Source organism: Mucilaginibacter sp. CSA2-8R, assembly GCF_038806765.1.
Lineage (GTDB): Bacteria > Bacteroidota > Bacteroidia > Sphingobacteriales > Sphingobacteriaceae > Mucilaginibacter.
In genome coordinates this window covers 2,603,071-2,616,550 of the sequence record NZ_CP152389.1, presented here as the reverse complement: position 1 = coordinate 2,616,550, position 13,480 = coordinate 2,603,071, and the positions used below count along the sequence as shown (strand labels likewise).

The 13,480-nt window shown below is 41.4% G+C and carries 11 protein-coding genes; 3 read left to right on the top strand and 8 right to left on the bottom strand.

The genetic code is table 11. The annotated features are described in order from the left end of the window. Window positions 1-56: 56 nt before the first annotated feature. Entirely contained in the window at window positions 57-1,523 is a 1,467-nt protein-coding gene (locus tag AAGR14_RS10865) for a HAMP domain-containing sensor histidine kinase (RefSeq protein ID WP_342648619.1), read from the top strand. Beyond that, a complete protein-coding gene (locus AAGR14_RS10860) occupies window positions 1,520-2,206 on the top strand; it encodes a response regulator transcription factor (protein ID WP_342648618.1) in 687 nt (228 codons plus the stop codon). Before AAGR14_RS10865 ends, AAGR14_RS10860 begins: the two co-directional genes overlap by 4 nt. 105 nt (window positions 2,207-2,311) lie before the next feature. Here AAGR14_RS10860 and AAGR14_RS10855 read toward each other — a convergent pair whose 3' ends face one another. The 4 genes from AAGR14_RS10855 to AAGR14_RS10840 all read right to left on the bottom strand — a co-directional run bounded on the left by AAGR14_RS10855 (window position 2,312) and on the right by AAGR14_RS10840 (window position 5,554). Beyond that, window positions 2,312-3,889 carry a M1 family metallopeptidase gene (locus tag AAGR14_RS10855; protein ID WP_342648617.1) on the bottom strand — a complete coding sequence of 526 codons (1,578 nt, stop codon included), beginning with the start codon at window positions 3,887-3,889 and terminating at the stop codon, window positions 2,312-2,314. A gap of 117 nt (window positions 3,890-4,006) precedes the next feature. Further along, the gene (locus tag AAGR14_RS10850; protein WP_342648616.1) at window positions 4,007-4,177 is read right to left on the bottom strand and encodes an Arc family DNA-binding protein; all 171 of its coding nucleotides are present in this window, start codon (window positions 4,175-4,177) and stop codon (window positions 4,007-4,009) included. 3 nt (window positions 4,178-4,180) lie between these two features. Then, window positions 4,181-4,693, bottom strand: a complete 513-nt coding sequence (locus AAGR14_RS10845) for a hypothetical protein (RefSeq protein WP_342648615.1) — start codon at window positions 4,691-4,693, stop codon at window positions 4,181-4,183. Between the two features lie 3 nt (window positions 4,694-4,696). Next, entirely contained in the window at window positions 4,697-5,554 is an 858-nt protein-coding gene (locus AAGR14_RS10840; RefSeq protein ID WP_342648614.1) for an SPFH domain-containing protein, read from the bottom strand. Window positions 5,555-6,157: 603 nt separating this feature from the next. On the opposite strand from AAGR14_RS10840, the gene AAGR14_RS10835 reads away from it, so the two are divergent. Further along, window positions 6,158-6,613, top strand: a complete 456-nt coding sequence (locus AAGR14_RS10835; protein WP_342648613.1) for a cold shock domain-containing protein — start codon at window positions 6,158-6,160, stop codon at window positions 6,611-6,613. A 116-nt stretch (window positions 6,614-6,729) separates the two neighbouring features. Here AAGR14_RS10835 and AAGR14_RS10830 read toward each other — a convergent pair whose 3' ends face one another. From AAGR14_RS10830 to AAGR14_RS10815, 4 genes are all read right to left on the bottom strand, one after another. Next, window positions 6,730-8,733, bottom strand: a complete 2,004-nt coding sequence (locus AAGR14_RS10830; RefSeq protein WP_342648612.1) for an ATP-binding protein — start codon at window positions 8,731-8,733, stop codon at window positions 6,730-6,732. Window positions 8,734-9,331: 598 nt separating this feature from the next. Next, a complete protein-coding gene (locus AAGR14_RS10825; protein WP_342648611.1) occupies window positions 9,332-9,841 on the bottom strand; it encodes a nuclease A inhibitor family protein in 510 nt (169 codons plus the stop codon). Window positions 9,842-10,062: 221 nt separating this feature from the next. Continuing rightward, window positions 10,063-11,490: a fimbrillin family protein gene (locus AAGR14_RS10820; protein WP_342648610.1), complete on the bottom strand. Its 1,428-nt coding sequence runs from the start codon at window positions 11,488-11,490 to the stop codon at window positions 10,063-10,065. 33 nt (window positions 11,491-11,523) lie between these two features. Continuing rightward, window positions 11,524-13,170, bottom strand: coding sequence for a fimbrillin family protein (locus tag AAGR14_RS10815; protein WP_342648609.1), 1,647 nt, complete (start codon window positions 13,168-13,170; stop codon window positions 11,524-11,526). Between the last annotated feature and the right edge of the window lie 310 nt (window positions 13,171-13,480).

Genomic DNA, 13,480 nt, shown 5'->3' with positions numbered 1-13,480 from the left:
GTTAATTAGTGTTAACCGGTTTCGGTTTTAGCTCAAGTACCTGTACTTTCAGGGCCATGAAAAAGCGCATTACCCTGGTTATCGGCCTAATGGCCGTATGCGTGACTAGCGTAATTGGATTACAGCTGTTTTGGAATTATCAGAATTACCGCAACACTATAAAAAACTTTGACCATGACATTAACGAGGCGTTACGCACGGCGGTAGACCGCGAAATGGACCAAAGGCAAAAAACAATTGTAAAACGGGCTACCCAATGGATGAATGATACCTCCTTCATCACCATTACTTGCAAAATTCAAGAACCAACGCACCAAACCGTCTTTACCATGCGCGATGTGCATCCGTTTGATGCAAAAGAAAAGGGTATCAGATTGTCTATCAAAGCCTTCAAGCCCCGTTTAAAATCTATCACGCCGGAAGCCAAGCTGTACTTTATCCAACACGTTGCTAATAATATCATTCTGAGCGACCTGAAAAAAGGGTTTGTTTATTACTATACGCAGCGACTGGGCGACAGCTTGGAGCATGCATTTCTTATGAGTAAAGTGAATTTACCCATGCTCAAAAAAGGATACGACCAAGAGTTAAAACAATTCGGCATTAATTCGGCGTTTGAACTCTATACCAGCGCAACCGATAAGCAACCGTACCTTACGCAACCGGTAAACGCGTCGCTGCGCCGTCCGTACGAAAAAGAATGGGTAAAGGCCGGTTTTGACAGTCCGAGCCTATACTTTGTTAGGCAGATGAAATGGATTGTATTGGCCACGTTGTTTCTAATTGTTGTGATTATCGCTTGCTTTGCTTACACCGTCAGTACATTGCTCTCTCAACATAAACTGGCCGAACTTAAAAATAACTTTATCAACAACATGACGCATGAGTTAAATACACCGCTGGCCTCTATCAAAATTACAGTTGAAGCTTTGAACACGTTTAGTCATACCCCCGCGCAGCTTAACGATTATTTAGGCATCATCAGTTATCAAACCGAGAAGCTTACAACGCTTACCCATCAAATACTCAATATAAATAAACTAATACGGGCAACAAATACATTCTATTTAGCAATAAGCCTGAATGCGTTAGTAAAAGAATCACTTATCATGATGGCGCCTCATATTAATGCCGGTAACGCAAATGTCACCTTTGATAATAAGATGGATATAGCTATTGATGCCGACAGTGATAGCCTGCTTAATGTTTGTTGTAATTTAATTGATAATGCCTTAAAATACAACACGACATCTCGTCCTGACCTAAGTATAACATTAACCCGGCAAAACACTTACGCTGTGGTGCAGTTTGCAGACAATGGTCCCGGGATACCGAGTGAATATCGTAATCAAATATTTGAACAGTTTTTCAGGATACCGCAAGGTAATCAGCATGATGTAAAAGGGTTTGGCTTAGGATTAAGTTATGTAAAACAAGTAATGGAGGCACATCGGGGCCATATTAAGGTAAACGATAATCGCCCTTGCGGGAGTGTATTTACCCTTTTATTTCCTGCAGTATGATTTTAAAGTCCCACATTTTGCTGGTTGAAGATGAGCCACATTTAGCCCGTGTAATTAAAGACAGCCTGGAGCAACAAGGTTATACCATTACCCACATAGCTGATGGTCGAAAGGCTTTTACAGCATTCCAAAATACGGCTTTTGACTTATGTATAGTAGATGTGATGTTGCCAGGCACTGATGGCTTTACATTAGTAAAACAAATCAGGATGCAGCATCAACAAGTACCTGTATTGTTTTTAACAGCACGCAGCAGTACCACTGATGTGATGGAGGGCTATGCCAGCGGCGGAAACGATTACTTAAATAAGCCTTTTAGCCTGGAAGAGTTGTTTCTGCGTGTAAAGGAGCTAATGCGCAGGCATAGTAACACAACAACGCTTAACCAGTCGCTGCAAGTTGGCCGCTATCTGTTTACACCACACAAGCAATTGCTGCAACTGCCTGGTTACACTGACATTAAACTATCGCACCGGGAAACGCAACTACTGCAATTGCTGCTTCAGCACCAAAACCAACTGCTCGACCGTAAACTGGCACTCAATACGCTTTGGGGGGATGACAGCTTTTTTAATACACGTACAATGGACGTTTTTATAACCAAACTGCGCAAGCACTTGAGCCATGACCCTGAAGTGGAAATTTTAAACCTCCAGGGTTTGGGATACAAACTGATTTGCTGAAGACCTGTCACAAATAAAAATCCATGTGACAGGAAAGTTTTTATTTCAGAATTACGGCTATTCCTGAAAGCGTGTTTTTGAAACTGCAAATTACGGTTTAAGTATTTACTTTAGAGCTTCAACACCAATTAAAAAATTAACGCTGGGTGTTAAGCTTCCGGAACTTGACTTAATTGATTGCCATTGGGTAGATGGGTATAGCCATAATGATTTGTTTTTGCCAATATGCGTTTTAAGCGGCATGTTAAAACCATCAACACAGTTCGACCATCGAAACTCTAATACATCTTTTGTGTATCGATACTGCAGTACAGGAATTTTTGTTGTTTGTAAGTATTGCTTAAACAGCCTGGCGAAATCTCTGTGCGTATATTTGTTCAAGTGGCTCAAAACCTGCGACGTGTTGACAACTTTGTGAATATACTGCTGGTTAAGCGCTCGTAACCAACCTTTAAAAACGTCATCACCTATTATTTGCCTCACCATGTGCAGCATAGCGCTTCCTTTATAGTATTTGTCGGAGGTATTAGTACCTAAAATTGGCTCATCATTTTTTATTCGCCTCCATGTACCTATTGCATATTCATTTCCTGCCTGGCTACCAAAAGCATAATCTGTATACAAGGTTTCAAGGTACTTGGTAAATCCCTCGTGTATCCAGGTTTCACCGTAGGACGCCGCGGTAACACTATTGCCGAACCATTCATGCCCGCTTTCGTGTACCATCATAAAATCCCATTTAAGTCCCCAACCAGACCGCGAAATAAAGTCTTTGCCTTGATAACCATTTTGAAAGCCATTACCATAGGCTACAGCACTTTGATGCTCCATGCCCGGCAACGGAGCTTCTACCAGCTTGTAACTGTCAGCGTAAAATGGGTATTTACCAAGCCAATTCTCAAATGCCCTGAACATAGTATCGGTTTGCATAAAGTGCACCTTGCCTTTTTTTAGGTTATAATCAAGTACCCAATAATCTCTGTGAAGCAGGCCTCCTTCCCCATAAAAGGTTTTTCGCCAGGTTACATATTTACCAATGTACGGTATGATATTATAGCTATTAATTGGGTTGGTTACGTTCCAGGTAAACGTTGTTAAACCATTGTTGCTAACTTTTTTGAGTAATCGCCCGTTAGAAACAGCCATTAAAGTATCAGGTACGGTAATAGAAATAGTCGCTCCCTGGTCGGGCTTATCTCTTAACTCGTCCTTGCAAGGCAGCCAAATACTGGCTCCCGAACCTTCACAAGCCACGCTTACCCAAGGTCTTCCCTGTGTGTCTTTTGTCCAAATCCAACCATTATCAACCGGAGGATTTAAAGCCTCTTTAGGTTTTCCTTCAAAAGATACTTCAACAAGGTGCAGTTTGCCTTTGGTTAACGTTGCAGGAAACGTAATTGAGTAACCGTCGTCGCTAATCCGCTTGAATTTAAGCTCGCGTCTTTGAAAGACAACTTTAGAAATCAACATTGGCTGCTGCAATTCAAGCTTCATAACGCTGCCAGCCGTAACGGCTTTAAAACTTATACCGTTAGTTCCTTTAATGCATTTTGATAAGTAGTTTGGAGTTACTGATACTTTATAATGCTGTACGTCCCAACCAAAAACTGCAAAGTTTGTATCTGCCAAAGCAACAAAATGATGCTCAAAATCTGAACTTCCACTCGCCGAATATGGCAACATGGTAATTGTTGAAATGATAAGCAAAAAGCTTATATATAATTGAAATCCGAGAAATAGTCTCTTTGATTGGATCATGCAATTATGATTGTGAATGGAGCAGCTTTTAAAGTCGAACCATCACTTATCCGCCTTCTTTTTATTCTGAGCTTTTTTCCGGTCTTTGAGCGCCTGGTTGAGGATATACTCAATCTGGCCATTGATGCTCCTAAACTCATCGTTGGCCCACTCCTCTATTTCTTTCAACATCTCGGCACTCACTCTGAGTGCAAATGGTTTCTTATCGGCCATAACTTAGGTAGATGCTGCAGCAGCACGTTTTTGCGCTTCTAAACTTAATTCTAAAGCTAAAAATGCCAGCATCAAAATCCATTTATTCGATTTGGCCTCTGGATTGACCTTGATTGACGGCGTTTTAAATAGCCGGGGTTCGATGCTAAGCAAAGTTATGCCGGCAGCGGCTTTCCAAACGGTTAAGCCCCTCCAAACAGATGGTTTCTCAAAAGTGGCTGTAAATCCATCGTTAGCCGTAAAAGTAATCTTAGTACCCCAAAAATTATGGCTTAAGGTCGCCAGTTCTTCACCCTTTTCATTTTTAACTGCTCGTTTTTTCCATTTATTACCGTCGGTAATCCAATTTTGGTTGGCGGTTTCCATAATGACTTTTGTGCGCCAAAAACCCTCATGCCTGAGTAAACCGTAGCTGTATTGTCCGTCGGTAAACTGATACACGGGTCGCCAGAAACCTTCGCGCTTTAAAATAATTTCGTTAGTCAACAACGCTTCTATAGGTCTGTAGTAGCTCATAGTTTAATGATATAAAGTACCTGTATTGACTACCGGCGACACCGCCTTTTCGCCGCACAACACCACAAGCAAATTACTTACCATGGCCGCCTTGCGTTCTTCATCCAGCTCCACAATATTTTTTTCAGATAGGCGCGATAAAGCCATTTCAACCATGCCCACAGCACCTTCTACAATTTGCTTACGCGCTGCAATAATAGCAGAGGCTTGTTGTCTTTGCAGCATAGCGTTGGCAATTTCGGGCGCATAAGCCAAATGCGATATCCGGGCTTCGACTACTTCGATTCCGGCGCGGTCAAGCCGGGCATTTAATTCCTGCTCTAGCATCAGACTTACTTGCTCGGCACCGTCACGTAAAGTAACCTGAGCCGTTTCGTCCTCCAAATGGTCATATGCAAACGTATTGGCCAAGTGGCGTACAGCCGCTTCACTTTGTATGTTTACATATTGAATGTAATCCTCTACAGCAAATACTGCTTTAGCCGTATCTTTTACTTGCCACACAATCACAGCCGCAATTTCTATGGGGCTACCCATTTTATCGTTCACTTTCAGTTGCTGCCCGTTTAAATTAAAAGCTTTAAGTGATAGCTTCTTCTTAATAGTAAAAGGATTCACCCAAAAAAAGCCATCCTTCTTTACTGTGCCTACATATTTGCCAAACAGTGTAAGCACCTTCGACTCGTTAGGATTTACGATGATAAGACCTGGCAGCACCAGAAAAAAATTAACAAAGCAAAGTATGGCACAAATGGCAAATTGCTGCGCAACACCTAAATAAATGGCTAAGGCAAGCAGTGCCAAAAACAAAATGAATGCGCCGTAACCAGATGGCGGATTGGTAGTTTTTTCAGTTTCCATAGAAGTGATATATGATTTAAAGTGATATCATAAAGATATCACTTTAAATCATATATCACCTCTGCAACAAAAATCAAATAAAAATTTATTAAAGCTTAATGGTAATTAAGCGAAGCTACAGGCTTTTGATGGATGGCATGTTATGCCTTTCTACCAATCCTGAAAATGAAATAACGTTAAAATAAGTTTTAATCATTGTTAAGCAATCTTTCAACACAATGACAAATACTTTTATCAATAGAAAAATATATCGTCTATTTTTTGTACCTTTAAACTTATTCGAAAAGAGAAGGCATCTGGGCTTGACGCGAAATGTTCTGAGAGTACTTTTTTCAGACAAAATAAATCAGTTTTCTTAACGCTGTTTAGTATACAAACGAGTCGGTTTTAAACTATCTCAGTTAATTAAAGCCTGCTGTTAAGCAGCCTTCGTAAGCAGAATAACAATTTACAAAGGTTACGTACACTTCAAAAGATGTTTGTACGTTACCAGTAAAAATTTAGTAACTTTACACAAAAGCAGACCGTCAATTAAACTTGATGGTCGAAAATAACTACCGGCTTAAAAAGCATAAACTGCCGGGTATAACAATTAAATAATATATGGGTAGATCCACAGAGACATTTAGCAAAAAAGAGCGGGAAAAGAAAAAGGCCAAAAAACAATTAGACAAAAAAGAAAAGGCCGAAGACCGTAAGAGCAACACAGCTAAGGGTAAAGGCCTGGACGATATGATGGCTTATGTTGACGAAGATGGTAACATCACGTCTACACCACCAGATCCATCAAAAAAACGTAAGATATCTGTCGATGATATCCAGATAGGCGTACCTAAGCAAGAAGACATTGTAGAAGAAATTGAGAGAAACGGTTCAGTTTCGTTTTTCAACGACTCAAAAGGCTACGGTTTTATCCGCGATTTGCAATCACAGGAAAGCGTTTTTGTGCACATCAATGCACTAAGCGAACCAATTAAAGAAGGTGATAAAGTTACTTTCGAAATTGAACGCGGACCTAAAGGTTTAACCGCTGTTAAAGTGAAAAAGAAAGCTAAATAGTCAATTATTTTTGACAATTAAAATAAACGAGCACTTGTCTTAACCGGCAGGTGCTTTTTTTAATTGTATGAAGGTTGTTTGTTAGATGCAACAAGTAATAAATTCTATTCGCTACGTTAAGCATCCAACGGTAACGTGAAGTAAAACGTAGACCCCTCGCCTATTTTGCTTTCCAATCCTATCTGTCCTTTGTGCATATGAATAATTTCGGCGCACAAATACAAACCGATACCAAAGCCTGAGATGGTTAACGTGTGTTTATTTTCGACACGATAAAACCTGTCAAATAAATGGGCTTGGTCTTGCGGCTTAACGCCCATACCTTCGTCGCGCACACGTACCTCCAAATAGCCTGCAGCTTGAGTACACGTGATCTCCACCAGCTTTCCTTTCGGCGAATACTTTATGGCATTGCTTAACAAGTTAGATACCACCTGTGCAATCTTGTCTTTATCGGCATTCACGGTAACAACATCTGCATGTGTTATAGTTAGCTGATGATGTTGTGACAGCGACTTAGCCTCGGCAACACATTCGGCTAATAACTCACTTATTTCAAACGGCTGCATGTTCAGCTGTATTTTACCGGCTTCTAACCTGGCAACATCCAAAAAGCTTTTAATGAGCATGGTCATTTTTTCAATTTGTTGCTCGATTTTTAAAAGGCTGCCTGATAAAAAAGCGTCATTGGCTTTATGAGCTTTAGCCCGCAGTAATTGTGTAAAGCCTTTGGCTGTGGTAAGCGGTGTTTTCAGCTCATGGCTAACAATAGCTATAAAGTCATTTTTACGGTTCTCTTCATTTTTACGATTAGTGATATCAATCAACACACCCGAAAATTGAGGTGAACTACCATCTCCCGCATAATACAACTTCCCAAATGCTTTTACCCAACGAGTATTACCATCGTGGTACCCCACTATAGGATACTCTACATCATAAATTTTGTTACGTTGAACCGTGGCATCCATAGCAGCTGTCACTAAGTCGCGATAATCTTCCTGTATCTGAGCGACGGCCTGGTCCAAAGTCATTGGTTCATCGGCATAAAAGCCAAACAGTTCTTTCACCCGGGGCGATGCAACCAACTCATTGGTTTTACCATCAAAATACCAAGTACCCAACTCGGCAGACTCTATAGTAACCCTTAACTGCTCTTGTAAAAATTCTTTTTGCCGGCGTTCTTTAACCCGATCTGTTACATCGTCTACAGTGGCTAAAACACCGGTCACTGTTCCGTTAGTATCAATGATAGGCGAGTAAACGGAGTTTACATATACTTCGCGTAAAGTATCACCGCTTTTCAAAAACAGGCGCATCTCATTATTAACTTTGGGTACACCGGTTTGATAAACAGCATCCAGCAAATCAAAAACAGGTTGATCTTCCAATTCGGGTCTGGCTTCGCGGTGTGGCTTACCTAAAACCTCATCTAAATTTCGGTCCCATATTTTTAATAAAGGTTCGTTAACAGCTTCGATCACCTGGTTCGGCCCATTGAACCAAGCAATACCCAGGGCAGCTTGCTCAAAAAAACTTCTAAAAATAGATTCGCTTAAAGATACCCGCGCATTCAGTTGCAACATGTTCTCCTGCGTACGCAAAAGCTCACTGTTGCTGGCCTGCGCTTCAGCGGCTACAGCTTTCAGCTCGTTGTTGGCGTCGTTGAGATGCCTGTTCAGCGTACTTACTTCTTCCTCTTTCTCTTGTAATTGCTTACGGCCAAACACTTGTTCGGTGACGTCGGTAGCCGTGTGCAATATGCAAAGCATAGAACCATCCGCCCGTTTAACTGCCTGGTAAGTAAAGTCGAAGTAAAAAGTTTCTAAAACACCACGTGTGTTCAAACTTGCAGCGGCGCTGCGACCCTCGTAAGTTGTACCACTACGCCATACTTGCTGCAGGATGCCGAAAAATTCCTGACCACGGAGTTCAGGCACAGCTTCCAATAGCGATTTGCCTATCACACTACGATCTTTTCCCCAAAAGCTAATCATTTTATCGTTAGCCATCTCAATGATGATGTCATCGCCGGTGTATATTGCGGTGGCATTCTGAGATAGCGACAGGATTTCCAATAAGGCGCGGTCGTCCAGTCGGCTTGATTTTTGAGTTTCCAATTGTGCTTAATTAAAGAGCAAAAATATACAACTAAAGTTCCTTGTTTACAATATTAACTTTCTTACTCCTGAGCAAGTTTTTGATAAAATATTCTTGTAGTAAAAGGTACAATTTATCTACCCACTTCAGGTTGATTTATTATGCATAACTTGTTTTCCCATTCAAATATAAAAGGTAAACGTAAGCTTTTTATAATACAGCACATTTAGCCGTTTAACAAACTATACCTTGACTCAAATAATTAATCGCCGATATTTACGGTAGACTAACATTGAACCTAAACTCTGACTGCAGCAGCTATGTACCGACAATTAATACAAATTGCCTGTGATGGGTATCTTTTTAAGAATGGAAATTGATTGAGACACAAGCTTACGGCAATATCGATTTGTACCATGTAATTCTACCCGTATCCACTTTAAACGCGATCAAGTGCTGCGTGCAGTATTTACAGCACAGTATATTTGTGCTATAACGCCTTTGCACCAAGGCGTACAAGGCACTATTTTAACCGACGCAGACAAGTTGTAAAAAGCGATTACAATCTTATAGGCAGGCCTCTCGGCAAAGGAAAACGGTTCTGTATTTTTAGGCTAATCAAGTTTCAATGAGCAAAGTCCGCATACCGCTTACGGTACCATGAATATTAATACCAATAATAAATACCTGAATCTGGATTTCGCCCACGCGATAAACCGCTATTTCTGTTAGTTCATTTTTAAGAGACTCTATAAACTCACGGAAACGTGCTGAAGTTTCAGCTTTGACCGACGGAGAGTTTGGGTCGGCCATGTTACGAAACAAATGCTCAACGGTTGTTTTTTCAATCAGGGTACCCTGGGGTTTATCGGCCAGCTTAAGCAGCAGAGACTCATTAATGGTAGTGTCGTCTGTTGCAAAATATTCGAAGGGATAATCCGATTCGCTCATCATTAGCAGGCCATTGGCGGCCTGTTCCAGGTTACTTTGGGTACTCATCAGTGTTAAGTTCTTTTTCTTTAAGGTATCCTGAACAAAAATGTTTGCTTCAGGCGCAAATACCGGTCTTTCTGTTTTGTGATAACCAGATATACCTAAGACTAGTTGAAACGCATACAAAGCTTGCATAAGGTTAAGTTGATCGTATCCGACGGTAAAAGTTGAACCATCGAATTACTGAGCTAAAGTAATTATTGCAGGTTAAAATACTAGCGAGTAAACGCTAATTTTTGAAATAGTATAACCATTACCTCACCAATTTTCGTCGATCTTAATAAGGCTTGCCAACATAAAAAACGCCCGCCCCATTTTACCAGGGCAGGCGTTTTACATTACAAAAAATAAGTTAATTATTTTACACCAACAATAATTACGTTATCTAAACGGTAGCCTATTGTATTGGTAGCAGCCGAGCCAATAAATTCGATAGAGTTAACAGCCATCGGCGTAATACCACTTAGCTCAATAGTCGAAAACTCATTTGATTTTGCAAAAGTACGGCTTTGAACCGGTATGGTTATACCGTTAACTTTAACTGCAATTACGTTAGCATCAGCACCGTTAGTGGTGTTGGCAGCCACATCATATTTAAGCTTTAAAGAGGTATAACCGCTTACTGGGATGTTGTCAATTTTCAAATCAACATCTTTAGTAGCTGGTAACCATACGTGTATATTGTCCGGGAATGTACCGATTGTACGCAGGTCAGCATTGTTAAAGCTTTCGCTGAAAGTGAAAGATGGGTTAGACCAGCCAGTGTAGGCAGCAACTTTAGGTCTGGCAGTACTAATTATGGTACCGGTGCCAAAAGTCTCAGTGTACAATACAGTTTCAACACCGGTTGGAGGCGTAACTGTACCGGCATCCTGGCCAACAGTGTAGCTGCCAGAAGGTACAGTAGTCCAATCAGTGATGGTTGCTTTTAGGGCAACAGCGATTGGTGTTGGCGCTGTGCCGTTTCTCAACTCAATCTCAAAAGTATAACGTTTGCCGGCTTCAAATTTAGTGTTGGCAGGTAAGGTCAAAGTAAATTTACCAGATGGCAAAGTGAAAGTTACCAGTTTACCGCTGGCATCAGCCACTGGTAATACGATGGCTTCGGCTAATGCTGAACCGGTTTGTGCCGTAACTTTAGCTGCTAAATCTGCAGGTTGCGACGGGTTAGCTAAAGTGCCGGTAGCCAGATCAAAATCAGCTTTAGTGTTTACGCTGTTTAAGGCAGCAGTCAGGCCAGTCAAGTCAGAAACGCCGTAACCGTTTTTAACAGTAAACTCAATTTTTGCTAATTGGTGAGAGAACGAAAGATTAGCTACGGTGCTGGTTTTGCTCAGGCCGGTTGCATTGTTTGAATACAACAGATCGATAGCTGGCTGATTGCTTTGGCTGGTTACATCAACCGGGTAAATATTGTTGGCAAGCGTTGATTTGTATGGATAGTAAGCAACAAAATCAACTGAACCGGTTTCAGGATAGTTTATGTTCTGATCGGTGGCCGATGGTTTAAACTCGCCGTCGCCAGCTGTAGTAGTGTAGCTTTTGTTAGCCGCCAACACGTTGCTTAGGCCGGTACCGGTTTTCATAAATACACCAATGGCATCATTAGCATCCCATTTGTTGTTAACCGCTTTGGTTACAATTTGGCCATTAATGCTCGACGTAAATGTTACTGCCTTGGTTGAGGTTGGCAGGTCGCCGCCGTGGTTGTTGTCCTTTTTGCAGGAGCTGCTTAAGGCAAGCACCGACATCGCGGTAGCGATCAGGATGTTTTGGGTTTTCATTTATTAGTTTGTTGTTATTTAGCGTGATTTGAATTATTTAAAAACGTTAGCATCAATAGTGCTTTTAACCTGTGTACTCAATTTAGGAAAGAAGGTAAACCCGGTTTCTTTCTCTAAGTCGCTTACCGTCATGCGGTAGTTGTTGTAAGTAGTAGTGGTCGGAATAATGGCATTGGCAATTTTAAAGCCTATAGTATAATAATCACTTCCTTTTTTAAGCGCTAATACTTTGTAATAGTATTTTGGTATAGCCGAACCTTTATTACTGTAAGTAACGGTTTGGTCGGTAGATGACTGTGCAGCGGCGCCGGTTACTACATACAGGGTGTCGCCTTGTGCGCTCCAAGTGCGTACCTGATTTTCGAGGTTAGCCCATATACCCTGATTCATGGATGAAACCTGTGCCGTCATGTTAGAGTAGTAAAACGTAGTTTGATTCAGGGCTGATGTAGCGGTACGGTCAGCGCTCGGAATTTGATGGCCGCGATCGTAACCATTGCCGTAAGATGTGCTCAGGTCTGGTTGTACATTTTGTGCCAGCAGCGGATCAAACTGCCAGGCATCGGTACGGCCCGAGCTGCCCATATAGGAGCTGTGTAATGGATAGGCTACCCAGTAAGCCATTTTTAGCTGTTTATCGTACAGCATGGCGTAGTTTCTTACACCTGTACGGCCCGGAAATTCATGAAACACATAAACGCTGTTACTGTTAGTGGTAATTAGAGGTGTCTCCATGTAACCCGACAGCGTTGGTGGGTTAACTACCACAGTGCCTTGGTCTAAAGAGTATGAACCCGAAGGTACGTCTGTCCAGTTTAGGATAGAAGCTTTTAGAGCAACCGCAACGCCGCTGTCGCCTGCATCACCTCTTAACTCTACTTCATAGGCATACTTTTTACCGGCTTCAAACTTGGTGGTAGCTGGCAGGGTTAAGGTATAGGTCTTACTGCCGATGGTAAATACCGCTTTTATACCGGTTTCGTCAGTGGTCGGTATTACAATCGCTTCGGCTAAAGTTGCGCCGTTATTTACGCTGTTTTTAGCCTGGATGTTGGCTATCTGCGATTGCCCGCTTAGTGTACCGTAAGCCAAATCAAACGTGGCGTTGTTTTTTAAACCAACGAGGGTAGTGCTCAGGCCGGTTAAACTGGGTACGCCATTCCCATTTTTAACAGTAATTTCTATTTTTGATAATTGGTGAGTAAACGCCAGTTGCGCCGCCGTGCTGTTTTTAGTTAAGCTGTTAGCAGTAGCATACATCAGGTCGATAGCGGCCTGGTTGGTTTGATTAGCTACATTAACACTATAGCTGGTGCCAGACAGTGTTTGCTGGTAAGGATAGTAAGCAACAAAATCAACCGTGCCGCTTTCCGGGTAAAAAATACTCTGGTCAGTTGCAGATGCTTTAAACTCACCATCGCCGGCCACGGTGATGTATTTTTTATTGCTGGCCAAAGCATTACTTAAACCGGTACCGGTTTTCATAAATACGCCAATAGCATCGTTGGCATCCCACTTATCGTTAGTAGCCTTGGTTTTAATCTGTCCGTTAATGCTTGCCGAAAACCGCACTTCATTGGCAGCTACGTCAATCACATCGTTACCCCGGTCTTTCCGACAGGCGGCCACTAAAAGCAGCAATGCCGCTACAAACGTGACTTGTAGATTTCTAATTCTCATATCTATATTGTTGTAAAAAATGCTGATGAAAGCAGGAAACTTTTTTTGATTGTACGCGTATGCAATGAAAGTTATCTGCGTGTTGGAAGGGTTTTGTATAGTTAAATTCGATAATTATTAATTAAATATTGGTACAAAGTAAGTGTTTGACTATAGCTAAATTATTAATATTATATTAAGAATTTATTAAGCAACACATCTGTTACATAGCTTCTTACCAACCAAAATTAGGATTTTAGCAAACAACTAGATAAACGCCAAAAAATATTTATCGGATTATCCTCATTATCAGAGTTAAAAAATTTAACTG